The organism is Agrobacterium sp. LEGMi-208b, from assembly GCF_059511785.1.
In genome coordinates this window covers 1536386-1562670 of sequence record NZ_CM183446.1, presented here as the reverse complement: position 1 = coordinate 1562670, position 26285 = coordinate 1536386, and the positions used below count along the sequence as shown (strand labels likewise).

Below are 26285 nucleotides of genomic sequence, written 5' to 3'. Positions count from 1 at the left end.
CGCCGATGTTTCGCGCCATTGACCCTAAAGTATTCATCGGATACCTAGCGTCAATTACGCACCTAAAGTATCCCAGGGATGCCGGAGCATACCGATGGATGAACCAACAAGTGAAAATGACCCTGTCTACCGTGCCGACTGCCCGAGCCGCGTGATCCTCGACCAGATCGCCGACAAATGGTCGATGATGGTGCTGGCGGTGCTCAGCGAGCCCCGTCGTTTCAACGCGATCAAGCGCCGCCTCGATGGCGTGACCCAGCGCGTTTTGACCCAGACGCTACGCAAACTGGAGCGCAATGGCATGGTGACGCGCAGGGTTCTGGATGGGCGGGTGCTCGGCGTCGAGTATGCGCTGACGCCGCTCGGCCGATCGCTGCAAGGGCCGTTCTCGATCCTGTTCGATTGGACGGTCGAGAACATCGATGTGATCCAGGACTGCCAGCGCAGCTATGACGCATCATTTGGCCCTATGTAATGGATTGAGGCTGCGGCTACTCCGCGACCTCAACCACCGAACAGCCGCGGCCTCCGCACCGACTGGAGGATGGCAGTTGCCTCTATACCCGTTGTGATCGCGAGAGCGCCGTGGTGCAAGAGAACTAGCGCCGAGAACATGCCGACCTGCTTGGGCGTCCGGACGACGGCATCACTCAGTACTGGAGCGTAAAGACCGCTTGCGCGAGCGGGCGCGCCGGTCCTATCGAGCGTCTTACTGGCAATTGCGTGTGGCTATTTCGACTTCGCCGCACCATAACGCAGTCCATCCAGCAGCAGCATGAGCATTCGTTCGGTGTGCGCCGGCCCATCCTCCCCCGAAGCCACGGCGAGGTTTCCGATCGCGCGCAGCAGATCGTAGGGCGCAACGTCGGCACGGACTTCGCCCGCATCCGCAGCGGCATTCAGCAGCATCGACAGGGCGGGTTCAAACCGGCTTCGGAAATAGTCCGGCAAGGTGGCGAATGCAGGATCTCCGGAATGGAGCGCGGCGGCCAAACCCTGCTTGGTGGCGAGGAAGCGCGTGTAGCGGATCAGCCAGGCTGCCAGCGCATCGACTGGCCCCCGCTCGGCGGCAAGCGGCCCGGCCGCATCGGCGCAGGCGTCAACCTCGCGGCGGAACACCGCTGCGACCAGGTCGGCGCGGGTCGGGAAACGGCGGTAGAGCGTGCCCAGCCCAACGCCCGCTTGCGTCGCAATCTCCCGGATGGGCGCATCCACCCCCGAACGGGCGAACACGATCTTGGCGGCTTCCAAAACGACTTCCTCGTTCCTGCGGGCATCGGCACGCATTCGCGGTGCGGGCGCTTGGGCATCACCTGGAACCGGTGACACTGCCTCGGCTGGATTCCGGAATTTGGCGGACGACATTTTTTGCGATCCCTCTTGCTAAACGGATCATTGATCCGTATTAAAGTATAGCGGATCATTGATCCGTTTGCTAGCCCGGAGGTTCGCAGTCCCATGTCCAGCTCATTCGCTAGAACCCACGCGCATGCCGCCGGCTTCCCCGCTATTGTTTCCATCGCTCCCATAACCTTGCCATCGCCGGGACGAGGCATTGACCTGCACGTCCGGGTTTCCTTCCCCGTCGCAGGCGACGCGCTGCCCGTCATCATTTTCTCGCACGGCAATGGCCAGTCATTTCACGCTTACGGTCCACTCGTCGATTATTGGACAGCACATGGTTTCGCCGTGATCCAGCCAACACACCTGGATTCGCGGATGCTCGGTCTTGCACCGGACGACCCTCGCCGCCCGCAACTCTGGCGCTTCCGCGAGAAAGACCTTGCAGCCATTCTCGACGGACTTGATCACATCGAGAGTGAGGCACCGATGATCCGCGGGCGGCTCGATCACTCGCGCATCGCGGTTGGCGGCCATTCGTGGGGCGGGCAGACCGCCAGTACCCTGCTTGGCGCCACCCACCTCGATCCCGACGACGGATCGGTCGTCAACAGGAAGGATAATCGCATCAAGGCGGGCGTGCTGCTGGCGGCGCCAGGCCGAGGCAATGACCTGACCGAATATGCAGCACGTACCTATCCATTCATGTATCCAGATTTCTCGACCATGACGGCGCCGACCCTGATCATCGTCGGCGACCGTGATGTGGGCACGCTTTCGACACGTGGCGCCGAATGGTGGCGTGATGCCTACGATTTGAGCCCTTCACCCAAGGCATTGTTTACGGCCTTTGGCGGCGAGCATGCTCTCGGCGGTATCCCCGGTTACGAGGCGCGCGAGACGACAGACGAACGGCCCCAGCGGGTCGACGCGATCCAGCGGCTTTCAACCGCCTACCTCCGCAGCGCGCTCTATCCCGGCGATCTCGCATTTTCCGATACGATCGCGACGCTGGCAGCCGATGCTGCGCCGGAAGGCAGCGTCGAGACGAAGTAGGTCGCCGGGTCCGCCTTTTCCGGCTCCCTCGTAACGCGCGTTCAGCCCTTCCACGGCTGCGCTATACCATCACTACAAACAGGAGTTTCACATGACCACCATCCTCATCACCGGCAGCTCGTCCGGCTTCGGGCTTGAGACTGCCCGCTATTTCCTCGATCGCGACTGGACTGTCATTGCCACGATGCGCACGCCTCGAGGGGATCTGTTGCCCGCATCCGAACGGCTGCGCGTCGTGGCCCTCGATGTGACCGACGCTGCCAGCATCACCCGCGCTCTGGACGAAGCAGGGCCGATCGACGCCCTCGTCAACAATGCCGGCGCCGGTCTGATGGGAGCGCTGGAAGGCGTTTCGATCAACGCAACACGCCAGCTTTTTGAACTGAATACCTTCGGCACCATGGCGATGTCGCAAGCAGCAATGCCCGGCTTCCGCGCGCAGGGGACGGGCGTGATCGTCAATGTGTCGTCCGCCGTGACGCTCAAGCCGTTGCCGATGTTGTCCGCCTATACTGCCAGCAAGGCGGCCGTGGAAGCATTCAGCGAGAACATGGCGCTGGAGGTGGAGCCGTTTGGGGTGCGCGTTCGGCTGATCGTCCCCGGTCGAGCGCCGGAAACCTCCTTTAGCGCGACCGCCCGCGACCGCTCGCAGAACAGCATACCCGAAGCCTATGTCAGCTGGGCGAAACAGGTGTTCTCCGCAACACCGCCGCAGCCGGCCGAAATCACCACTGCGAGCGACGTGGCAAAAGCGGTCTGGCAGGCAGTAACCGATGCCTCTTCGCCGTTTCGCATCCTGGCCGGCGCGGACGCCGTAAAGCTTGCCGCACAGGTCGCATAACGGCTTACTTCTGCCCCTTCACCGGCCGGATCGTTCGATGAGATCCGGCCGTTCCGCTCGGAAGAGTCCAATGAGCCGATACGCTCCGTCATCCCAATTTCATTCGCTCCTACGCTCCTGCCGCAACCTTGTTAAGCAACACAGGGAAGGCAGATTTCAGAAACCTGTCTCCTGGCGCAATTAACACGGGGCGCGTACCACATCAGGGCGCGCTACAGCGAAGTATAGTAGGTACGAAATCACCTCAATACACATCACGGACGTATCGTTTCGTGCCAGCGAGCGCCTTGACGTAATTTTCCGCCAGGTCGCTCGGCATATTTCCATGCAGTGCGACGATTTCCTTGAGGGCCGCGTCGACATCCTTGGCCATTCTGCTCGCGTCACCGCAAACATAGAAATGTGCTCCGTCTTCTAGCCACCGGAACAATTCCGCGCCATGCTCACGCATACGGTCCTGCACGTAGACTTTTGTGTCCTGATCTCGAGAGAATGCGAGCTCAAGCTTCGCAAGATGACCGGATTGGGTCCATCTTTCCATTTCATCGCGATAGTAAAAGTCTGTCGCCTGCCGCTGCTCTCCGAAGAACAGCCAGTTTCGTCCTTTTGCGCCGGATGCTTCACGCTCCTGAAGGAAGGCGCGGAAGGGCGCAATGCCTGTGCCGGGTCCAATCATGATCGCGGGTGTCTCGGGATTATTGGGCACACGAAAATGTGCCGAAGGTTGAACGAAGATCGGAATGGAAGCATCAAGCGCGCAGTCTGCCAGAAAAGCAGACGCTATACCGGATCTACTCGTTTTGTCATTCATATATCTGACGACCGACACTGTCAGGTGGACCTCTTTCGGATTCATTTTCGAACTGGACGAAATCGAATAGAGGCGTGGCTGGAGGCGTTTCAGACCGCTTATAAATTCCTGCGCTTCAACCTTGCAGGGCGCAAAAGCGAGTATATCTGCGACCTGCTTGCCCCAAAGCCAGTTTGAAACCTCTTCACGACCTCCTTCCAGTAGCTTTGCCAGTCCGCTGTTGCCGGATTGCGTTGCGCACCATTTCGCAAAGTCGGCATTCGCCCGACCGACTTCAAAATGTTTCTGAAGTGCCTCGGCGATTGGCAGCTCGCCTACGCCATCAACCCGAACCGGGCTGTCGGCTTTCAACTTCAGGGTCGTCAGAATTTCGTCGACCAGCATTGGACAGTTGCTGGGCCAGACCCCCAGGGCATCGCCTGCTTCGTAACTGAGCTCACCATCTCCAAGGTCGAACACGAATTGCCGCACATCCTTGCCGCCGCCTTCTGCGGTCAGCCGTTTATTGAGAAGCAGTCGGGACGGGTAAGGCGCTTTCCGGCTGAAAACCGGCTTAGACGGAGCGACGACATCAGGCACCAGCGAGGTTGCCTCTGAAGCGACAGACGTCTGCGATGATACCCCGACTAACTCAGGGACTTTGGCAGGGTTTAGCGCGTCGCGAACACGCCTGCCCCATGCAGTTGCCAGCTCCTCATAGTCCGGTTCGCAATCGGCCCGATCAGCGATACGCTGAGCACCAAGGGATTCCAGCCGCTGGTCGAGTTTGCGGCCAAAGCCACAGAACTGATCGTAATTGCTGTCACCGAACGCGCAGACCGAATAGCGCAGCGTTTCCAGACGCAGTGCAGCCTTTCCGTTCAGCATATTCCAGAAGCCGCCGCCGTTGTCGGGCGGATCGCCATCCCCGAAAGTGCTGACGAAGAACAGGCATATTCCGGCCTCACAAATATCATCGGTGAGGTCATCCAGTGCGACGAGACGGAACTTTCGGTCCTGCCCTTGCAGAACCTTGGCAAAATTGTTGGCTGCTGCTTCAGCATTGCCCGTTTGTGAAGCCCAGGCGATGAGCACGACCGGAGCTTCCTGTTTCGCTGCAGAGGTGGAAACGCTGCCAGACGGAAGAGACACGCTGTCCGAATAGGTGCTGCGCCCCCGGGAGAATAGTCCTGCCAGCATACCGTCAATCAACAGACGGCGTTCTGGCGCAAAAGGTGCGTGATCCGGCAAGACGGGAACATCAATCAATCCCGTTGCCGCCGCCGCGTTCAGGCCCGTGATATAGCCCTGAAGATATATCTGCTCCGGCGGCGTCAATTGCGGAACCGGCGCGAGGCCCACACCTGTCATCATGCTGAACGCAGCAATTTCGGACTTGGGCGCTAGAGAAACGGCTGCTTCGGTGTGGACCAGTGCATTCAAAGGAGGCGCCTCCTCTACAGGTTTAGACAAAACGGCTTTTTCACTGAGGCGGATCGCAACGGCAGTGAACTTGAACTCGGGCTGTTGGGAGATGGGATCGACTGCATCACTGGTGACGGCGTTGATCGCAAGGTCATCGCCGAAACTGTCGTTCCAGTGAAATGGCGCGAAACAGTTTCCTGGAAGGACGCGATCCGTCACCACGGCTGGTAAAATCGCCTTGCCTCGCATGGAGCGGATTTCAACTCGATCCTTATCTTCTATACCAAGCTCGGCAGCATCTTCAGGATGAATTTCGACAAAGGGACCGGGATTGAGCTTGTTCAGTGTCGGAATTTTTCCGGTCTTCGTCATGGTGTGCCACTGGTGCTGCAGGCGCCCGGTGTTCAGCACGAAGGGGAATTTGCGACCGGGCATTTCGGCGGGGTCCATATGCGGGCGGGCAAAGAACACGGCTTTGCCGCTGGGTGTGGCGAAACTCAGCCGGGGTGACCCATTATCTCCGGCCTTGAGATACTGGCTGATGCCGTTATTAATGTAGCGGATGGGATTGCGGTCTCCGCTTTCCGCAGATGCAATCGGCCACTGCAACGGACCTTCGCTAAGGCGCTCATGGCTTGCGCCGCGAATGTCATAGCCCGTTTTGGGGTTCCGTGCTTGCTTGATCTCCTCGAACACTTCGGCGGAAGAAGCGTAGCTGAACGCATCGGCATAACCCATTTCACAGGCGACGCGCGCAATGATGAGCCAGTCCGGCAGTGCGTCCCCCGGCGGCTCAACGGCCTTGCGCGTCAGCGTCATGTTACGCTCGGAGTTGATCATGACATTCTCACCCTCTGCCCAGAGCGCACCAGGCAGCAGGATATCGGCGTAGATATTGGTTTCGGTGTCCAGAAACGCATCCTGTGTCACCACCAGTTCGGCAGCCTTCAGCGCCTTGATGACATTGTCCCGGTTGGAAACCGTTGCGACCGGGTTCGTGCAGATAATCCAGCATGCCTTGATCCCGCCATCGGCCATCTCCTGAAACATCGAGACGGTTCCACCACCCGCCTCTGCCCGCAATGTGCCATGCGGGACTTTCCAGAGGTCTTCGATGAATGTCCTATCCGCATCAACCAGCACCGAGCGTTGACCGGGAAGGCCCGGCCCCATATAGCCCATCTCGCGTCCTCCCATGGCGTTGGGCTGGCCCGTCAGCGAGAATGGGCCACTTCCCGGGCGACAGATTTTTCCGGTCGCCAGGTGCAGATTGCAGATGGCGTTGGTGTTCCACGTGCCATGGGTGCTCTGGTTCAGCCCCATCGTCCAGCAGCTCATCACCTCCGGTGACGTACCGATCATGTCTGCGGCTTCGATGAGATCTTTTACTGCGAGGCCTGTGATCTCCGACACTTTTTCGGGCGTGTATTCCGCCAGAAAATCCGGCATTTGCTGCCAGCCTTCGGTAAACTCGGAAATGAAGGTGGTGTCGATGTGGTCGTTGACGACGAGCAGGTGCAGCAAGCCGTTCATGAGAGCCAGATCGGTTCCGGGCCTGATCTGCATGAACAGTGTCGCCTTGTCGGCGGTGGCGTTGCGGCGCGGGTCAACGACAATCAGCTTTGCCCCCTGCTTCACACGGTCCATCATGCGAAGAAACAGGATAGGATGGCAATCGGCCATGTTCGCGCCGATCACGAAAAACAGGTCGGCCTTGTCAAAGTCCTGATAGGAACCGGGCGGTCCATCGGAACCGAGCGAAAGCTTGTAACCGCTTCCGGCGCTGGCCATGCACAACCGCGAATTGGATTCGATATGCTTTGTGCGGATAAAGCCTTTCGCAAGCTTGTTGGAAAGATACTGCGCCTCAAGCGACATCTGGCCCGAAACATAGAGCGAAACGGCATCCGGGCCGTGTTGCTCGATGATCGACTTCAAACGCGTGGCGGTTTCAGTGATTGCTTTATCCATGGAAACAGGAATCTGATCCTGACCACGAGACGTGCGCATGTGGGCGCTTTCCATCCGCCCGGTGTCCGCAACGGCCTGTCCACAGGTGTTCCCCTTGGTGCAAAGTCGCCCGAAATTCGTCGGATGGGTCTTGTCACCGGAGACCTTGGTGATCTTGTTATCCTTGACCTCCATGACGATACCGCAGCCGACGCCGCAATAGGGACAGGAGCCTTTGACCGTTTTCACGCTGGACATTACAAAACTGCCTCCGCTTCTGGCAGCAGGCCGAACTCCAACAGCGCAGGGACAAAATTATCATTGTCATGCCCCTCTCGCGTCAGCTTGATGAGCGCGAACCGTTGGAGATCGGTCAGCTTTCTCCACTGATCGGCTGTTGGCGCAGCAACTCTCTTGACTGCGGACTGAATCGTCACCGCTTCCGGTACCCGGTTCGACGATGTCCATTCCACTGCTTCATCAGACGCAATCGGCTTTGCGACCTCACCGGTGCGGTTCTCGATAAATTCTGACAGAGTGTCGCGGTAAAACTGAACATTGACCGGCGTGTCGCATCGATACTCAAGCAGCCAGCGACGTTCCGGCTCAATCAAGCGGCTCCACTGGCGCAGCGAAAGTTTGATGCCGGAAAGATCCAGTTTGAACCGCACGGCCATGGGAATACACCGTAGGGTGCCGACGAAATCCTTCTCGAATTCGAAAGTTCGCATCTCGTCTGGTATAGCTGTTGGCGATTTCAGATGATTGGCAGACATCCCGTTCTATCCCTCACAACCAGGACTGTTGCGGTCCCGAGAAAAGCCCAAAACAAAAAAGCTGCAGACCAAAAATTGCCGTCCCGGAAAGGACGCCAGTTTCAGATCTGCAGCTTTGCAATGTATCGTCCGCCGTTGGACGCTATGGTGACCACACTCGGCGATCAATCTAACTGAAGCAATAATTGTGCCAGTATAGATTTCCTTTTCGGGGTAGGCTCGTGAAGGAATTGAACACCAATAAAAGCTGAGAAAATCAGCATTTACCGAGAGATCATCCAAAAGAATGCCTCCCCATTGGGCGATCGTCAAAAGACGTGGCAGGAATACTGGATATTATGTGCGGACAGGAAGGACGATTGTATCAAGCAAGTGAGCAGACCGCCCGGGTCGATGTGCGGCCACTCGCCTTTGCCCTTCTGCCCCGTTTGAAGAGGCAATATTGCACGCCGCTTACGGGTCCACCGCCCAAGAGAACAGCCTTGATCAGCAGTCAATGTCCGTAAATAAGAGGTCCTGAAATAGAGCGGAATTGAATGTTGCTTACGCCTTCACATAGACCCAGGCTTTTTTGCCTGATGCGAGGACCACTTCAATCCGTTTGTAGTCCGAGACCTCGTATTCGTCCGCAGCCACGAGTTCTTCTTCAGTAATCAGGAACACCGTTCCTGTGACTGTATCTGCCGGATTAGCCGATGGCACGACAATCGGATGAAACCTCTCTCCGCTTTTAGCGAGCACATCGGGGTCGGTGATCTCGACCATCTCTTTTCTGAAACCAGGCATCGCATCGGCTTGACCTGTCAGTCGGTGTCCGAACGAGGCCAACTGGACGCTCTCCAGTTGAAGCGTGCCGTAAGAGAACAGGTGAAGGGTTGCGTTGAGCATAGGGCTTTTTCCGTTGTCACTAAGGCAGGGCAACCAGTTGTCAGTGACCTGCGCACGATATATTCCGACAGATACATCGTTTCCAATCGATCGTCCAACCGGACGAGGAGTGTAACTTTGCCTTTCGAGCTTGTTGTTTCCCAAGGCCGTCTGGCCGATCGCAGTCCCGGCGCAATACGCGGCGCAGAACTGACAGCAGACGCGGTCGGAAAACTGAGCGGCCTGGAGCCAATCGTCGTGGGCACACCGTCTCGACATAAAATCGACGACTGGTCTTCCAGCCTGCCGGAAGCCCGCGAAACGCTTGAGGCTTTGCAAAATAACGTTTCAGCAATCATCTCGCGCGACAACAAGCCTTTCATGATTGCAAATACTTGTTCGGCAAGCCTTGCAACCTTGCCCATATTGGCTCGCAATTACCCCGACGCTACGATCCTGTGGATCGACGCCCACGGCGATTTCAATACGCCCGAGACAACGGCAAGTGGTTATCTCGGCGGGATGGTCCTCGCAGCGGCCTGCGGGCTGTGGGAAAGTGGGATGGGTGCCGGCATCGATCCGTCGAAAGTCGTGATTGCCGGTGCAAGAGATATCGATCAGTTGGAACGAGATGCCTTGCTTAGGGTAGGTGTTCGGTTTCTATCGCCGGCGGACTCTCGGCCGGAAACGATCCTGCGAATGATCGGAGACAACCCTGTCTGGATCCATACAGACTGGGACGTCCTGGAGCCGGGCTTTGTTCCAGCCGCGTACGCTATCCCCGGAGGTTTGGTGCCGGAGAAGTTACGCGCAATTTTCGAGGCAATCCCCCAACATCAGATTGTAGGGATTGAGCTTGCCGAGTTCGAGGCATCCGGGGACGAGACCGAAAACGCAGCATCTTTGGCTCACCTCATCCATGCCATCTCGCCCCTTCTGTCGAAAAGATAAGTCAATGCACTACTCAGAACTCAAATTGCAGGACCGAGCACTTCGTGAGGTAGAGTTCCTCTGCCAGCATGCCTGCTGACCGCAGAATACAAAAAACGCCCGCGTCATCAGCGGGCGTATAGTCATTCAAAATCAAACGTCATGGCGAAATGTGTAAGCGATTTAGCTATGCCACTCTCAATGTCTTTTTCAGGCGGCTTTCTCGATACAAATCGCCGACATTTCACGTTCGACAAGCTCATCGAATGTCTGTCTGTGGCGGACGACACGTGAGGCTGCGCCGTCAATGAGATATTCAGTAGCGTGAAGGCGGCTGTTATAGTTCGATGACATCGACGCTCCGTACGCTCCAGTGTTATGAAAAATCAGGAAGTCTCCGACCTTTGCCGCTGGAAGCGCTCTCGTTTCAACTACCCCTTCTGGCCCCTGCGTGAAAACGTCGCCGGATTCACATAGCGGGCCTGCGACGACTGTCGGTCGAGCGTCGGAATTGCTCAATGAGCGACCATCACCTGGCAGCACGGAGATCGCATGATAACTGCCGTATAGCGCTGGTCGCATCAGGTCATTGAACCCTGCGTCGACAAGCGTGAAGTGATTGCTGCCAACCTGCTTCGTGGCGCGAACCTCGGAGATCAACAACCCGGCTTCCGCCACAAGGAAACGCCCCGGCTCGATTTCCAAGCGCACGGCATGGCCGAGCTTCTCTTCAGCCTTCTTGCGAACATCATCCCAAAGACTGAAATAATGCCCAATGTCTATCGGCCGTTCACACTCGCGATACGGTACGGAAAGCCCGCCACCCGCCGAGATCGCCTCGAAATCGTGATCCAGTTCCTGCAGCAGGCTGGTCATGGCGCCACATACCCGCTCAAGATGAGCGTAGTCGACGCCTGAACCGATATGGAGATGCAGTCCGACAAGATGCAGACGGTAGCGCCCCACAAGTTCCACCGCCTCGCGCAGTTCACTGTGCCAGATACCGTGCTTGCTGCTTTCGCCGCCGGTATTGGTCTTTTTGCTGTGACCATGGCCGAAACCGGGATTGATCCTCAGCCAGACGCGGTGACCGGGCGAAATTTCTCCGAGCTGGTGCAGCATGTCGGTTGATCCAACATTTACTTCTATCCCGTTCTTCACAATATAGCGAAGTGTCGGACGGTCGAAGATATCGGCGGTGTAAACGATGCCTGCGGCACCGCTTCCGGTACGGCCCGTAGAGAAACCTGCGCGTTGCGCCCGCTCGATTTCCCCCAGCGAGACAGCATCGACATGTACGCCCGCCTCGCGCATGAGTGATAGGATGTGAATGTTGGAACATGCCTTCTGGGCGTAGCGAACCACATCAAAGGCACCGAGTTGCTTTATCCGATCACGGATAATCGGCGCATCATAGACCCACAGAGGTGTAGAATGCTCATTTGCAAGGCGGGCCAGGAGATTTTCAGGAATGTTGTTCATGACGCAGATTGTCCTGTGGTTACTGGCCGCGCGCGCAGCCATGGAAGGATTGAAGACAGGATGACCGGCAGGATAACGAGGCAAGCTCCACCGATGGCGACCGGTCCGAGTGTTTCACCCAGCAGCAATGCAGCCACACCGACCCCGAACACGGGTTCAAGCGCAAGGAACAGTCCGCCCGAATTCGCATTCGCTGCCTCCATGCCCTTGTTCCAACACCATCCGGCAGCAAGGCTACATCCAATGCCTAGATAGAGGAGCGCCATGACGCCCTCTCCCGACCACCTCACATCCCAACTGGTTGTGAGAAAGGCTGTGAAAGGCACAAGCAGGATGGTCCCGATGACAGTCGTCAACGCCGTAAAGTGCTTCACACCTACTTCATTCATCCAGGGCTTTGACCAGCGAACCCAGATAGCGACCACTGCCGTCGATAGCAGAACAAGGGCGCATCCGGCAAATTGGGCTCCCTGCGGCCAGCCCATGACGAGCAGGACACCGGTCAGTGCAAGTCCTCCGAAGGTGAGGTTGATCGCAGTCAGACGTTCACCCCAAAGAAGCCATCCGACCAGGACAAACATCAATGGTTCGAAGCCGATCATGACTGCCGCACTGGCGGCAGTTGTGTAGTGCAGACCGATAAACTGTAACAGAAAGGTCGCAGGGATCATCAGGAAAGCCAGAACCATCAGGCTGCCAAGCCTGGCGCGGGGAAGTGCCTGGAGTGCTGGAAAGAAAACCGGTAGCCAGAAAACCGCCGCGAGCATGAAACGGATGAGCACCACAAGCGGGGCATCGGCCATGCCAATCGCGAACTTTCCCGCGACGAAAGATGTACCCCACAGGAAGGCCGCCGCCAGCAGATAAAGCATATAGAGAGGAGGCATGATCAGGCGGCTCCTGCCAAGAAGGTGTCGCCCGGAAGGTCGAGCACTGAATCTGATTGCGGCGAGACATAGTGTTCACGACCGAGAACCGAATTGATGATCGTCGCGGCTCGCCACGCACTCAACGAGAGGTTAGGCTCCGCAACTCCATGGCTTGCTCTGGAGGCATTGACGACGAATATTTTTCCGGGACCATCGTAGTTCAGGGAGAAGTCCAGATTGACGACCGGATTCCCGTTTGAGAACCGGATACCATCGGCAACGCTCTCAAGAGCCTCGGGCAAGGTCTTTTGCCTGTAGCCGGTGGCAAGAACGATGCCGTCAACCGTGATTGTTTCCGTCTGATCAGTATCGAGATGAGTGATATCAAGATTGTAGCAGCTCTGCGAGGCACGGATGTTCCGGACAATGCGGGAATGCATCACGCGGCAGGACGTGCCACTTTCGAGAAACCTCAGGCGATACAGCGTCTGGTAAAGCGCCTCGATGGTTTCTGGTGAAATACCATCGCTCGACAGCCGGTGCTGCTCCAGTAGCTCCGCCTTCTTCGAAGCCTGAAGACCATGAAAATATTCGATATAGGCTGGCGTATACCATTCATTGGCAAAGTGAGACTCGTCCAGCGGCGCAATGCCGCGGCGGGCGCTTATCCAATGGATTTCGCAAGGCGATACACCTCTGTTGATGAGATCGAGCACGATTTCCGCACCGCTCTGGCCACCACCGATGACAGCAACGCGCTTGCCCGAAAGATTGTCCTTGTTGAACATATAGCGGCTGCTATGGAAAACGTGATTTCCGATGAGCCCCTCGGCCATGGCCGGGACAGACGGCGAAGGACCCGTACCCACTACAAGATTACGGGTAATGCAGGTGGCCTCGTTGGTGATGATGCGGAAGCCTGCTTCGTGCCGATCAATGACTTCAACACTCTGCCCCCATTGGACAGAAGGAAGCTGGCGAGCGACCCATTGCAGGTACTGGTTGAACTCGACGCGCGAGGTACGAGGGAAGCCAGCGTTCACATATTCATAAAGCCGCTTCTTCGCATGAAGGAAAGCGAGAAACGAAAAGGGGTTCGTCGGATCGGCAAAGCTCACCAGATCCTTGAGAAAGCTGTTTTGGATCGTGGTATTGGGCAGCAGCATTCCCGGATGCCAGGAATATTGCTGCTGGCGTTCAAAAAACCTGCTGCGGACTTCCTTTAATGGGTGCAGCAGGGCAGCAATGCTCAGGTTGAAGGGACCAGCGCCAACGCCTGCGACATCATAGCATATGTGTTCCATGGAAAAATCGAACCTTGTTTCAATGAATGGATTTATTCGCCTGCAATCTTCGCTTGCAGTTTCACCACAAAGCCCGACATAATAAAAATACTGATATTTTTCTTATTCATTCATATCTGATATGGCTTAACGGCGAAAACCAATGAATGTCACGCTCCGGCACGTCGAAATCTTCAGGGCTATCATAACCGCAGGCGGCATAACCGAAGCGGCACGAATGCTGAACACCTCACAGCCGACCGTGAGCCGGGAACTTGCACGCTTTGAAGACCTCTTGCAGATCAGGCTGTTCGAGCGTGTGCGTGGACGGCTGCGGCCAACCGCTCACGCACTTCAACTGTTCGAGGAAGTTCAACGATCCTATTTCGGGCTTGACCGGATTGTGAATGCGGCCATGTCGTTGCGGCAGTTCGAGGATGGCCAGCTCTCGATCATCAGCCTGCCGGTCTTTTCGCAGACGTTGTTGCCGCCAGTGTGCAAAATGTTTCTTGAGCGCTTTCCGCAGGTGGGTGTTACCATCACGCCGCAGGAGTCTCCGTTGCTGGAGGAGTGGCTCTCGGCCCAGCGCTACGATTTCGGCCTCACGGAAACTGGCATAGCGCCTCAGGGGACCGAAACAAAAACGCTTCTGACACTTGATGAAGTTTGCGTGCTGCCGGAATCGCACCCCCTAGCAGAAAAGACCACCTTGGTGCCCGAGGATTTTGAGGGGCAACCGTTCGTCAGTCTGTCGGCGACCGACAACTACCGTCAACAGATCGATCAGATATTCCGGGAAACCGAAGTACGCCGGCGCATGGTCGTCGAAACACATAGCGCAGCCTCGATTTGCGCGATGGTGCGCGAAGGAACAGGTGTCGCTATCGTCAATCCTCTGACCGCGCTGGATTACGCGGCAAACGGCGTTCATATCCGGCAGTTTTCGGTGTCGATCCCGTTTTCTGTCCACATTGCCCGCCCCATCCACCGACCGCCGTCTCCACTGGTCAATGAATTCAGCGATGTTCTGGAGCAACATGCAATAACTGTGGCTAATCGGATCAGAGTTGCCACCGAGCCTTGATAGTGCGGCTTGGGAGGCCGCCTGTTCGTTCGCCTTTGTACGAACTGAAAGAACGATTTTACGCGACGGACTGTGTAAATGCTGAGTGACAAGGCTTGAACCCTCAACCGATATATTTCAAGGAATATATCGGTTGAGGGGGTGTAGCATGTTGATCAGGCATTTGAAGTTCTTCGTTACTCTCGCTGAGGAACAGCATTTCGGGCGTGCTGCGGAACTGTGCCGTGTCACCCAACCTACGCTGTCGCAAGCCATTAGAAAGATCGAGGAAGACCTGGATCTGGCGCTCATCATCAGAGGGCACCGGTTCGTCTCATTGACGCCGGAAGGCGAAAAGGTTCTTCACTGGGGTCGCCAAATCCTCTCGGACTATGAGAGCCTCCATGATGATCTGAATGGCGACACGAAAGGAGGACTGACCGGAACGCTGCGGCTTGGTGTTATTCCGGCGGCCATGCCATCAGTTTCGTTTCTTTCTCACCAGTTTGAGGAGCAAAATCCTCTCGTGCAGATCGAAATTCGATCCATGTCGTCGCGCGTTATCGAAAGGTCGTTGGAAAACTTCGAGGTAGACGGCGGCATTACTTATCTGGACAATGAACCGCTCGAGCATGTCCGCCGTTTCCCGCTTTATCATGAGCGTTACGTATTCGCTTGCCGGAACGATCATCCCTTCGCGGAGGAAGGGACAGTGACTTGGGCAAAGGCTGTGAAGGAACCACTCTGCCTCCTCTCTGACGACATGCAAAACCGCAGGATCCTGAACGGAATTGCAGCTAGTGCGGGGCTAGATCTCAAACCAAAGGTGGTCAGTAACTCCTTCCTTGGGGTGGCATCTCACTTACGACTGGGCTTCTGGTGCGCGATAGTGCCCCACACCTTCGGTTTCGTTTTCGGCGGAGCGGACGATCTCGTTTTGCTGGATATGATCGAACCTGTTCATCAGCAAACCATAGGCCTTGTCCTGGCAGACCGGCTACCACAGTCGCCGATCGCGTTAGCACTTCAGGAATGTGCCGGGAAAGCTCAAATAGAACAACGATTCGAGATGATGTCCAGACGCACTAAGTCCGAAAACGGTACGAACATGGCATAACGGCAAATGTGCAGTTGCGAGCAAGATATTGTTTCAAGGATTTTGCTTTGCGAAGAGTAACGTGATTGGCACCCGAACGTACTGAATTGATTGGGTACACCTATTGCTGCGCTGCATCTTCATTGATTCTACCTATCGATTCGTAAAAAACTTCCATTGGATGGCCCCTCTCCACCGGTGCATGGTGCCCTCGCCTGAGAAGGCACCTCATTAAACCGAGGCATCCAGGGAGGAAGCCCGACCATATTCCCCGCCGTCAGGCGAGGTTTGCCTGACATACGTTTCAGGTTTGAGAATCCGTCGCGCCCAGAGAGCGCTCGGGAGGGTATCTGGCTGTCTCAACGACAGAAAGGAAGTTTCATGGCCAAAGTTGTTTGCGTTCTCTACGACGATCCCATTGACGGTTATACCACCTCATATGCGCGAGACGATCTTCCCAAGCTCGACAAGTACCCTGACGGTCAGACACTGCCGACACCAAAGGCCATCGACTTCAAGCCCGGTACGCTTCTGGGCTCCGTTTCCGGCGAACTTGGCCTGCGCAAATATCTGGAATCACAAGGCCACGAACTGGTAGTAACATCATCGAAAGATGGGCCGAATTCTGAACTTGAAAAGCATCTCGCCGATGCGGAAGTCGTTATATCCCAACCGTTCTGGCCTGCCTATCTGACGGCCGAGCGTATCGCCAAGGCACCGAAACTTAAGCTCGCTCTGACCGCCGGTATCGGTTCCGACCACGTCGATCTTCAGGCCGCGATCGATCGCAATATCACCGTCGCGGAAGTCACCTATTGCAACTCGAATTCAGTTGCCGAGCATGTGGTGATGATGATCCTCGGTCTCGTGCGAAATTACATTCCATCCTATAACTGGGTCATTAAGGGTGGATGGAATATCGCCGATTGCGTGGCACGTTCCTACGATGTGGAAGGCATGCATGTCGGCACGGTGGCCGCCGGCCGTATCGGCCTGCGCGTCTTACGCCTTCTGAAGCCCTTCGATGTTCATCTTCACTACAATGATCGTCACCGGCTGCCTGATGCAGTCGAAAAGGAGTTGAACCTGACCTGGCATGCCACCCGTGAAGAACTCTACGCGGCTTGCGACGTAGTCACGCTCAATTGCCCCCTCCATCCTGAAACAGAGCACATGATCAATGACCAGACTCTGAAGCTGTTCAAGCGTGGCGCCTATCTGGTCAATACGGCCCGTGGCAAGCTTTGCGATCGCGACTCGATTGCCCGCGCACTGGAGTCAGGCCAGCTTGCAGGCTATGCGGGCGACGTCTGGTTCCCGCAACCTGCGCCGCAGGACCACCCATGGCGCACAATGCCCCACCATGGAATGACGCCGCATATTTCGGGCACATCTCTTTCGGCTCAGACGCGCTATGCGGCCGGCACGAGGGAGATCCTTGAATGCTACTTTGAAGGTCGACCGATCCGCGACGAATACCTGATTGTCCAGGGCGGTGGACTTGCTGGTACCGGTGCCCATTCCTACTCAAAAGGCAATGCGACCGGTGGCTCCGAAGAGGCCGCCAAATTCAAGAAGGTCAACTAATAATCCAGGCCCGCGCGGACACGATTTGCGCGGGCCAATTTCATCTGGAGTTATGAATGTCCCCGGATACAGATACCGCGAAGGCCATCTCGCCGATGGAAACCTTCTTGCTGCATACGACGAAAAACACCGTACCGGCTCTTGTTTCCGGCCTTGGTGGCACTATCGCCATCTGGCTTCTCGCCGGGCTGACTGAAGGTCTTCACTACGCTCTGCTCATTGCACCGTTCGGCGCGAGCTGCGTGCTCCTTTTCGCCATCCCGCAAAGCCCGCTTGCTAGACCACGCAACGTGATAGGCGGTCATTTTTTGTCGGCTTTCGTCGGCCTGCTGGTGCTGACCCTGATCGGCAACGGCGTCATCGCGATGGGGATAGGTGTCGGTCTCGCCATTGCCGTCATGCAATTCACAGGAACCCTGCATCCACCGGCCGGTGGAGACCCGCTAGTCGTTATTCTCGCCGGTGCGGGATGGACATTTCTGGCCACACCGATCCTCGCCGGAACCATCACCCTCGTTGTCATTGCGTGGCTTTATCATCGGTTTGTTTCAAGGAGGGCCTACCCCGCCTGAAAGGCGGAGCGGGCGGAAGATCCGCATTTCGGGACATCACCAGCGGCAAGAGGAGGCCTGTTGATGACATCCCGCTAACTTGGCGAACGTCGCCAAATGAGGAGGAAGCATGTCGACCGCTCAGGAAAGTTGGCAGCAGGAAGAAGGTGTCTTCTCCCTGCTGTCTCGCGAAAGAACCATAGCAAAGCCAAGTTTCAATCGATGGCTTGTACCACCAGCAGCACTCGCCATCCACCTTTGCATCGGCATGGCCTACGGATTCTCCGTATTCTGGCTACCGCTGTCTCGCTCGCTTGGCGGGAGCGGTCCGATAGTTTGCGAAAGTATGAGCCTCGTTACCATGCTTTTCACCACGAGCTGCGACTGGCGTGTCGCTGATCTCGGCTGGATATACACCTTGTTCTTCGTACTTCTAGGATCTTCCGCAGCCATCTGGGGCGGCTGGCTTGAGACGGCCGGCCCACGCAAAGCGGGAATCGTGGCAGCGGTTTGCTGGTGCGGCGGGATGGTACTGAGCGCTTTCGGCGTTATGACACATCAACTCTGGCTGATGTGGATCGGATCCGGTTTCATCGGCGGTATTGGATTGGGTTTGGGGTATATCTCGCCGGTATCTACGTTGATCAAGTGGTTCCCGGACCGTCGCGGAATGGCAACGGGAATGGCGATCATGGGATTCGGCGGCGGAGCCATGATCGGTGCGCCCCTGGCAAATCTTCTGATGGGGTGGTTCGCCACGCCAACATCGGTCGGCGTCTGGCAGACATTCCTAGTAATGGCGGCAATCTACTTCGTCTTCATGATCTGCGGCGCCTTCGGTTACCGGGTTCCGCCTGCGGGTTGGAACCCCGAAGGCTGGTCTGCGCCCGCGGCGAAGGCGGCCACCATGATTACAAAAGGACATGTGCATCTGCGCGATGCCCACAAGACAAAACAATTCTGGCTCATATGGCTGGTGCTCTGCATGAACGTTTCCGCAGGTATAGGGGTCATTGGCATGGCATCGCCCATGCTGCAGGAAATTTTCGCCGGACGCTTGATCGGACAGCCCAGGCTGACCTTCACCGACCTGTCACGCGAACAGGTGGCCGACATCGCCGCGGTCGCGGCGGGCTTCGCTGGCCTGCTGTCACTGTTTAATATCGGCGGGAGAATTGTGTGGGCGTCGGCATCTGATCGGCTTGGACGTAAGAATACCTATTCATATTCTTTGCCCTCGGGATCGCACTCTATGCCTTGGCACCGTCAGCCGCACACATGGGCAGCCAGCTTCTGTTCGTGGCGATTTTCGCTGTGATTCTGTCAATGTATGGCGGCGGCTTTGCAACCGTTCCCGCATACCTGGCAGACATCTTCGGCACTCAGTTCGTGGGCGCAATTCATGGGCGGCTTCTGACCGCATGGGCAACCGCAGGGATAGTCGGGCCGGTCGTGGTCAACTACATCCGCGAAGCGCAGATTTCCGCTGGCGTGCCGCGGGCTCAGGTCTACGACTATACGATGTACATCCTGGCGGGTTTCCTTGCGATCGGTCTTTTGGCCAATGCGCTTGTGCGTCCGCTGGACAAGAAGTGGTTCATGTCCAGCGAGGAAGTTGATGCTCTTCAAGCCAAAGCCAGGAAGACGGGAGTACAAAATGGTTCATTCGGTATAGATCGAGACCGTTTCGATTTGACGGCGGCTCTCGCCTGGGCAGTTGTTGGTTTCCCGCTGCTTTGGGGCATCTGGACGACGCTGCGGACCACTGCTGCATTGTTCAGGTGACACGGCAGGACCGTGCTGGCCGCCAAGCCTTCTTCTTTTTTCACTAATAAGGCGGCCAGCCATTTTCCACTCAAGAGCAATTCCAATGTCGCATTTCGTTTCACTAGGCCCCTTAGAATCGAACAAGCTTCTGGATATACCCTGGATACCGGAGATACCGGAGCCTGTTGGACGCAAGCTCCCCAACGGAACGATCATCGTCGCACCAAACGCCACTCCATCGCTTCTTTACAAATTTACCCCATGGGAAAACTCATCCCTCGCACGCAGCGAAATTGAAATCTATTCGGTTTTCAATCGTATCACCAACCTGTCGGGAATTGTTCGACTGGAAGGCGTCTCGGCGACAGCAGACCATCTGGTTCGCGTGATGGAGCGCTCAGGTATGGGATCGCTTGAAACGGCACTTCGTTGCAACGGTCGCGAAGAAGTTGTCGTCATCGATAGAGAACACGCCCAAATTATTCTGGCACAGATCGCCGGGACTATGGCTCAGATCCACTCAACTGGCGTGGTGCATCGTGACCTCAAGGCTGAGAATATTCTGATGTTCGAGGATGCAGATTACGAAACTGCGGTTTCGTGTAACCTTTGGGCCAAGGTCTCCGATTTCGATCGGAGTGTGCTGTTACCAGAGGGTCTGGTCCTCACCGAGCCAGTTGGATCGCTTTTTCATATGGCTCCCGAACTGTTGGCGGGGAAAGAGTATGATCGGCGTGTCGATATCTATGCCTTTGGGATTCTAATGTTCGAGGTGATGCACGATGGAGCAAGACCGTATAGCAACGTAGCGACGGGAATGCCTGGTTCATTGCCCCGTGCCGAATTCGCCAGCAAAGTTGTCAATGAAACGTATCGCCCGGTCTGGCGGGATCAAGATGACGACCTTCGACGGCTTGCCGAAAGATGCTGGGCCACCGATCCGGCTTCACGCCCTGAATTCACGGAAATCCTTCAAACACTGAAGCCAGTTTCAGGTCCCCATCGAACATTTCGAAAGGTGTATGAAACCTGCCAGACATCAAAGCCGATCGATGCACTTGGCGTTGCGGCGACGATCGGCAGGGTGCGTAGAACAATGGAAGACGCGTCATCCATTGTCAGCACCGGCGATACACTGATTTGCGGGGTTTTTGACGGTCTCCGTGGCTCGGCCATAAGCGAACTGGCATCCTGGCAAGTTCCGCTGACCATTGCTAACAAGCTTGATCGGGCCTGCGTAGACAACGCAACTGCGATCAGAGACGTATTCTCCCGTACACAGGCAACGTTGCGGCGTTTGGAGGCCGGTCAACAAAGTGGCAGCACGGCCACCGTTCTCCTCGCTCATAAAAACGAATTGTTGATTGCCTGGCTTGGTGATTCTCCCGCCTGGCTCTTCAGAACGCCGTCTGAGGATGTGGAACCCGAAGCACTTTCACTCATCCGGGCACACCATCCGGATCGAAATGATGAAGCCATCCGTCTTACCGCTTGCGGAGCAGAAGTCCGCCGCGAGCAACGAATGCTTGATAGCGGAGAGTTGGTGCCATGGGGACCGTTTCGGACCTTTAGTCCCGAGAAAAATCATTTGGGTGGTATCGCCCTCTCAAGAGCGCTCGGCCTGACTTCATATGGGACGGCCATAAGCCAGGAACCGGAAATAGTCCTGCTTGAACGACAGGCCAATGAGATTTTCATAGTCCTTGGTTCCGATGGCTTGTCCGACGTTCTTACCACACAAGATATCTATGAGCTTCTTCTTAGTTCCATTTCTGCCCAAGACGCAGCCGATGCTATTATTGAGGCCGCACTTGACGCCGGGGCGCCAGACAATGCGAGTATCATCGTGGTTGACCTTCGCAGCCAGACAACGCTTCGCTGACGAGAGCGGAGACACAAGGTTCATCGATAGCGCTCGCCACCGGTGAAAAGCTAATTGCTCTTTTGCGCCACAAGCACCGGCTCTGCACGGTAATCCTTCGGGAATATCCGCTTAAGATTATCGATCTTCGGCAGATCGTTGATTACGATATACGGATAAGTCGGATTATTCGTCAGAAAGTCCTGATGATAGGCCTCGGCAGGAAAGAACTCCCTGCCCGGCTCGATTCTGGTGACGATGGCAGCGTTATAGACGCGTGCCTGATTGAGCTGCAAAATATAGGCTTTCGCCAGTTTCGCCTGCTCATCGGACTGCGGAAAAATTGCCGACCGGTACTGCGTACCCTGATCCGGGCCTTGGCGATTGAGTTGAGTCGGGTCGTGAGCCACCGAAAAATAGATCTGCATCAAATGACCGTAACTGACAACTTTCGGGTCAAAGACGACCCGCACCGATTCTGCGTGTCCGGTTGATCCTGAACTGACGGTTTCATATTGCGCCGAGCTCTTTGAACCACCGGCATAACCAGAGGTCGCGCTGACGACGCCCTTCACATGCTGGAAAACGCCCTGCACGCCCCAGAAACATCCACCGGCGAAAACCGCAGTCTGCGTTCCTGATGACGCCTGCTCGTCCTGAATCGGAGCTGGAATGACGCGTGGCTCTTCCGCGGCAGAGGCGGTCACGCCAACGCCTGCAACGGCGAAGAACAACGTTATCGCGGAAATCGCCGCGAGGGGTCGAAAGCAGGTTTGCTTTGCGGTCCACTCGTTTGATTGACGTTTCATTTCGATCTCCTTTCAGCCGAATGTGAATGCAAAAGCCTGAACACCGGGGTCCTTGAAGCGGATTTCGAACGTGTGTTCTCCAACAGGTCCGGCTTCGCGGACGAGCTGGTAAAGCCGTTCCTCGGTCACCGTGCCATTGCCTTCGGCATCGGTGTCCATGCCGTGGCTCTCTCCCGGCGCCTTGCCGTCGATCGTCACCTGAAAGCGTACCGGTTTGCCATCGGCGCCCGGACCAAGCACAAGATGCAGGTCACGGGCATGGAAGCGATAATAGATGCTGCCGTCTCCGGCGTTCAAGTTGGCGTTTTCCGCGCCGACGGTCCAGTTACCAGACAGGCTCCACTCGTTCAGCCGAGGTGTTGCAGCCACGTAATCGTACGGCAAATCGTGAACGGCACCCTTCGCATCGACGAAATTCTCGGAACGCTGCCAGCCGACATAGGTTTCGGGAGACTGAACGTTGTTCTGGTCGGAAGCGGCCTGCGCGCCACTTGCCTTCACCTCGACAACGTCTCCAGAAACATTCTTGCGTCCAGCCTCGGCCAGCAAATCCTGAATAACCTTTTCAGACTGCGCGTACTCACCTTCTCCGAAATGATGATGGCGGACACGCCCCTCTGCATCGATGAAATAATGCGCCGGCCAGTACTGGTTGTCGAAAACCCGCCAGATCGCATAATCGTTGTCGATGGCGACTGGATAGGTAATGCCGAGATCGCTGATCGCCTTTTCAACATTCGATACTTTCTTCTCGAAGGCAAACTCGGGTGCATGGACACCGATGACCACCAGCCCCTGATCCTTGTATTTTTCCGCCCACGCTTTGACATAGGGAATGGCGCGGATGCAGTTGATGCAGGAATAGGTCCAGAAATCGACAAGAACCACCTTGCCTTTGAGGCCCTGCATTGAAAGAGGTGGGGAATTCAGCCACTGGACAGCGCCATCAAGAGACGCCACGGTGGCTTCAACCGGTAGCACGTCGGTTGCTTTTTGTGGTTTGGCCTGCATCATCATGGCATTTGCGCCGCTCATCAGCATCGCGCCACCATCATTCTTGCTCATGACAATGGAAGAGGATTCTTTCTGTTCCTGAGGTTTGAATTTGTCGATCAGGCCCTGCTCTAGCGACGCCGTGCTGGCCAGCGAGGCCTGCGTCAGGAAACCGGTGTCGAGGCCCAGACCGATTGCGACAACAGCCACCAGCACCGCGACGCCAACACCACGTCGCACCCATTCGCCTATACCGAGCGACCGTCTCATGGCCTGGTAGACCCTACCACCGATCAACAAAGCCAACGCCAGCGACGTTGCCGCACCAAGCGCATAGGCAAGAAGTAGGAACGTGGTTCCAACACTTGCCCCCTGAAGTGCCGCGCCCGTAAGGATCAGACCGAGAACGGGGCCGGCGCATGGTGCCCACAACAGGCCCGTAGCAACACCGAGTAGCAATGATGAGACGACGGTAGAGCCGCCGTTTCGGCTTTCCTTGTCTGCCGATTGTGACAAGCGCGCACCGAGTGCAACGATGGGTCTAGTCAGATGGTCCGCGACTGGCGGAAATAGAAGGAAAAGACCGAACACCGCAAGCAGTACCAGGGCGGCATAACGCCCATATTCGTTGGCCTGCACCGCCCAGCCGCCGCCGAGAGCCGCAAGCGACGCCACGGCTGCAAATGTCGCCGCCATGCCGACCAGCATCGGCAACGTACTCTTGAGGAATGGTTGACCAGCTCGAGCGAACACAAAGGGCAGGACAGGCAGGATGCAGGGGCTGATGATCGTCAGCACACCGCCGAGATAAGCAATGAGAAAGAGGAGCATTATCTTGTCCTCAATCGTTCAGGCCACAGCCGGATGAAACTTCAAGGCGATGCCGTTCATGCAGTACCGGAGGCCCGTTGGCTTGGGGCCATCGTCAAAAACATGGCCGAAATGCCCTCCGCACCGACTGCAATGCACTTCGGTACGAGCCATGCCGAGAGAATTGTCGGTCGTGGTTCCGATGGCTCCGTCCAGAGGCTTCCAGAAGCTCGGCCAACCCGTGCCGCTCTCGAACTTGGTGGTCGATGAAAAGGCGTTCTGATCGCAACCGGCACAGGCGAAGTTGCCCTTGCCGTGCTCATTGAGCAGAGGACTGGTGAACGGACGCTCCGTCCCCTCTTGCCGCAGAACTGCGTACTGGTCGGCGGTCAGAAGTTTCCGCCATTCAGCATCCGTATGCGAGATTGCAAAGCTCTCTGCCGCATTGGCATCCCCAGAGAAGAGACCGAGGCGAAGGCCTACCGCGCCAAGCGCAGCACTTGCTAGGAATAGACGTCTGCTCACCATTTCACTCCTCCTTGTACGCCGCATCGACAGACACACCGTACTGGCCTAGCGATATATTCATTTGAATATATCCATTCTCCAACACATACGGTAGAAGTGCCGCAGAAGTTACAGGTGACGAAATAAATACACCAAAACGTGAAGCCGGGTCTTCGCGTCTACGCTCATCCGGTCAGGGCCAAAGCTCCTCACGCGCCCAGTTCTCTCTGTGCCGCCGATAGCGAAGTCGCTGGTGGCGTCGACCTTCCCGGCCTTGCCAGAATTCGACTTCATCCGCGACAACGATAAAAAGCCACCAATGCGGTGCGGCCGTGCCAGGATCATCAGCTAACCGGGTGGTCTGCGCTGTTATGGCTTCATCAAAATCCTGTCTCGCCTTGAGCACGTCGCTCTGCTGGCCCGTGAGCGCAACAGCGCGCGCGCCTGCCGATCTCTCCCGAAAATCGGCAGCACTTTCCTCATCGTCCGCGCGAATAACCCCACCTCGAATCCTGATCTGACGGCCCAGTGCAGGCCAACAGAATGTTAGCGCTGCGTATGGATTTTCGGCAATCTGACGGCCCTTTGGTCCAATCGAGGTTGACGCGAAATACCAGCCGCGCTCATCGGCATTCTTCAGAATCAGGACACGAGCATCCGGACGGCCCTTTCCATCGACAGTGGAGAGCGTCATGGCATGCGGCTCCCGAATACCGGCATTGATGGCCGTCCGAAGCCATTCCACAAACAGATCACGAGGGTCGTCCTGCGCATGCCTGATGTCGAAATCCGGCAAGGGACCCGCCAAAGACTTCAACGTGCGGAGTTCGTCTTTCATCGACCGTCCTCCGGCCTTGCTACGATCAAACGCAAGGACCCTTCGAAAAACGGCTGCGTGCGAAGGGTGCCGTAGCGCTCATCCCAGCTTCCGTTAGCAAGGTCACGGGCAAGATCGATGACGAAGCGCTCCCCAATGCTCTTGTCGACGAAGCTCCAGGCTGAATTCGCAAGTCGCGCACCGGGCTCCAGCAATCGCTCGGGCCGCCCGTAGTAGGCTTCACTAAAACCATCGACGCAGCCGAGCGGTATTGGCACGGGAAGAATCTCGACTGCACCGCCAAGCGCTCGGGAAATGACCGACAGGTCAGGATAGCGCCGCGCCTCCACCTCGATCATTTCCGGGGCGTAGTCATGCAACCAGGAGTGCTGCAGTTCGCCCGGATCGCACGAGAGTATAAGCACTGGTCCTTTGGTGACGCGGCGCATCTCGGCAAGCCCGGCCTTGAGGTCCGACCACTGGTGCACGCTAAAGGTCGCCATGCTGGCATCGAACGCCCCGTCTTCAAACGGCAATTTTTCCGCCGTTGCATCGATCGCTTTTGGCAGATGATCCGGCCGCTGCGCGCGCATGGAGGCCGATGGCTCCACCGCAATAACGTTGCGATCAAACGGTTCATAAGACCCCGCACCCGCACCGACGTTGAGGACGCGCCTGGCGTCGCCAAGTGCGGTGAGGATAACGTTCGCAATATGCGGATCCGGCTGGCGATAATTCACATAACCCTGCCCGATGACGCCGTAATTCGCATCTCCGGCGCTGCCATCCTGATGTCGTTCGTCCATGAAATTTA

The 26285-nt window shown here is 56.6% G+C and carries 21 protein-coding genes and 1 pseudogene; 10 read left to right on the top strand and 12 right to left on the bottom strand.

What is annotated here, in order from left to right; all coding sequences use genetic code 11:
• Positions 1-94: 94 nt before the first annotated feature.
• Positions 95-475: a winged helix-turn-helix transcriptional regulator gene (locus AC5YUO_RS21655; protein WP_110760674.1), complete on the top strand. Its 381-nt coding sequence runs from the start codon at positions 95-97 to the stop codon at positions 473-475.
• 254 nt (positions 476-729) lie between these two features.
• Here AC5YUO_RS21655 and AC5YUO_RS21650 read toward each other — a convergent pair whose 3' ends face one another.
• On the bottom strand, positions 730-1287 hold the full coding sequence (locus AC5YUO_RS21650; RefSeq protein WP_286172398.1) for a TetR/AcrR family transcriptional regulator: 558 nt from the start codon (positions 1285-1287) through the stop codon (positions 730-732).
• A gap of 171 nt (positions 1288-1458) precedes the next feature.
• Between AC5YUO_RS21650 and AC5YUO_RS21645 the strand changes: the two genes are divergently transcribed.
• Together AC5YUO_RS21645 and AC5YUO_RS21640 are read left to right on the top strand one after the other, a co-directional pair.
• Entirely contained in the window at positions 1459-2397 is a 939-nt protein-coding gene (locus tag AC5YUO_RS21645) for an alpha/beta hydrolase family protein (RefSeq protein WP_496155143.1), read from the top strand.
• 91 nt (positions 2398-2488) lie between these two features.
• Positions 2489-3238, top strand: coding sequence for an SDR family oxidoreductase (locus AC5YUO_RS21640; RefSeq protein ID WP_496155142.1), 750 nt, complete (start codon positions 2489-2491; stop codon positions 3236-3238).
• A 244-nt stretch (positions 3239-3482) separates the two neighbouring features.
• On the opposite strand, the gene AC5YUO_RS21635 is transcribed toward AC5YUO_RS21640, so the two are convergent.
• From AC5YUO_RS21635 to AC5YUO_RS21625, 3 genes are all read right to left on the bottom strand, one after another.
• Complete coding sequence (locus AC5YUO_RS21635; protein WP_496155141.1) at positions 3483-7661, bottom strand: bifunctional nitrate reductase/sulfite reductase flavoprotein subunit alpha; 4179 nt, start codon at positions 7659-7661, stop codon at positions 3483-3485.
• Complete coding sequence (locus AC5YUO_RS21630; protein WP_496155140.1) at positions 7661-8179, bottom strand: nitrate reductase associated protein; 519 nt, start codon at positions 8177-8179, stop codon at positions 7661-7663. The genes AC5YUO_RS21635 and AC5YUO_RS21630 overlap by 1 nt, the downstream gene beginning before the upstream one ends.
• A gap of 543 nt (positions 8180-8722) precedes the next feature.
• On the bottom strand, positions 8723-9067 hold the full coding sequence (locus AC5YUO_RS21625) for a gamma-glutamylcyclotransferase family protein (RefSeq protein WP_496155139.1): 345 nt from the start codon (positions 9065-9067) through the stop codon (positions 8723-8725).
• A 117-nt stretch (positions 9068-9184) separates the two neighbouring features.
• Here AC5YUO_RS21625 and AC5YUO_RS21620 point away from each other — a divergent pair, with 117 nt between their 5' ends.
• Positions 9185-9997: an arginase family protein gene (locus tag AC5YUO_RS21620; RefSeq protein WP_496155138.1), complete on the top strand. Its 813-nt coding sequence runs from the start codon at positions 9185-9187 to the stop codon at positions 9995-9997.
• 189 nt (positions 9998-10186) lie between these two features.
• Here the strand turns inward: AC5YUO_RS21620 and lysA are convergent, their stop codons facing one another.
• The 3 genes from lysA to AC5YUO_RS21605 are packed head-to-tail and all read right to left on the bottom strand — an operon-like array spanning position 10187 to position 13631.
• Entirely contained in the window at positions 10187-11458 is a 1272-nt protein-coding gene (gene lysA / locus AC5YUO_RS21615) for a diaminopimelate decarboxylase (RefSeq protein WP_496155137.1), read from the bottom strand.
• On the bottom strand, positions 11455-12345 hold the full coding sequence (locus tag AC5YUO_RS21610; RefSeq protein WP_496155136.1) for a DMT family transporter: 891 nt from the start codon (positions 12343-12345) through the stop codon (positions 11455-11457). Before AC5YUO_RS21610 ends, lysA begins: the two co-directional genes overlap by 4 nt.
• Positions 12346-12347: 2 nt before the next feature.
• On the bottom strand, positions 12348-13631 hold the full coding sequence (locus AC5YUO_RS21605) for a lysine N(6)-hydroxylase/L-ornithine N(5)-oxygenase family protein (RefSeq protein WP_496155135.1): 1284 nt from the start codon (positions 13629-13631) through the stop codon (positions 12348-12350).
• A 142-nt stretch (positions 13632-13773) separates the two neighbouring features.
• Here AC5YUO_RS21605 and AC5YUO_RS21600 point away from each other — a divergent pair, with 142 nt between their 5' ends.
• From AC5YUO_RS21600 to AC5YUO_RS21575, 6 genes and pseudogenes are all read left to right on the top strand, one after another.
• Entirely contained in the window at positions 13774-14694 is a 921-nt protein-coding gene (locus AC5YUO_RS21600) for a LysR family transcriptional regulator (protein WP_496155134.1), read from the top strand.
• 148 nt (positions 14695-14842) lie between these two features.
• Positions 14843-15790, top strand: coding sequence for a LysR family transcriptional regulator (locus AC5YUO_RS21595; protein ID WP_496155133.1), 948 nt, complete (start codon positions 14843-14845; stop codon positions 15788-15790).
• Between the two features lie 360 nt (positions 15791-16150).
• Positions 16151-17356: an NAD-dependent formate dehydrogenase gene (locus AC5YUO_RS21590; RefSeq protein WP_496155132.1), complete on the top strand. Its 1206-nt coding sequence runs from the start codon at positions 16151-16153 to the stop codon at positions 17354-17356.
• A gap of 56 nt (positions 17357-17412) precedes the next feature.
• Positions 17413-17928, top strand: coding sequence for an HPP family protein (locus tag AC5YUO_RS21585; protein WP_496155131.1), 516 nt, complete (start codon positions 17413-17415; stop codon positions 17926-17928).
• Between the two features lie 109 nt (positions 17929-18037).
• Positions 18038-19692 (top strand): annotated as a pseudogene (locus AC5YUO_RS21580) (OFA family MFS transporter).
• Between the two features lie 85 nt (positions 19693-19777).
• Entirely contained in the window at positions 19778-21556 is a 1779-nt protein-coding gene (locus AC5YUO_RS21575; protein ID WP_496155130.1) for a bifunctional protein-serine/threonine kinase/phosphatase, read from the top strand.
• A 50-nt stretch (positions 21557-21606) separates the two neighbouring features.
• Here the strand turns inward: AC5YUO_RS21575 and msrA are convergent, their stop codons facing one another.
• The 5 genes from msrA to AC5YUO_RS21550 form a co-directional block, all read right to left on the bottom strand.
• Positions 21607-22344: a peptide-methionine (S)-S-oxide reductase MsrA gene (gene msrA / locus AC5YUO_RS21570; protein WP_496155129.1), complete on the bottom strand. Its 738-nt coding sequence runs from the start codon at positions 22342-22344 to the stop codon at positions 21607-21609.
• A gap of 12 nt (positions 22345-22356) precedes the next feature.
• A complete protein-coding gene (locus AC5YUO_RS21565) occupies positions 22357-24168 on the bottom strand; it encodes a cytochrome c biogenesis protein DipZ (RefSeq protein WP_496155128.1) in 1812 nt (603 codons plus the stop codon).
• A gap of 18 nt (positions 24169-24186) precedes the next feature.
• A complete protein-coding gene (gene msrB, locus AC5YUO_RS21560) occupies positions 24187-24675 on the bottom strand; it encodes a peptide-methionine (R)-S-oxide reductase MsrB (RefSeq protein ID WP_496155127.1) in 489 nt (162 codons plus the stop codon).
• A gap of 172 nt (positions 24676-24847) precedes the next feature.
• On the bottom strand, positions 24848-25492 hold the full coding sequence (locus AC5YUO_RS21555; RefSeq protein ID WP_496155126.1) for a pyridoxine/pyridoxamine 5'-phosphate oxidase: 645 nt from the start codon (positions 25490-25492) through the stop codon (positions 24848-24850).
• Positions 25489-26277: a class I SAM-dependent methyltransferase gene (locus AC5YUO_RS21550; RefSeq protein WP_496155125.1), complete on the bottom strand. Its 789-nt coding sequence runs from the start codon at positions 26275-26277 to the stop codon at positions 25489-25491. The genes AC5YUO_RS21555 and AC5YUO_RS21550 overlap by 4 nt, the downstream gene beginning before the upstream one ends.
• Positions 26278-26285: the final 8 nt, after the last annotated feature.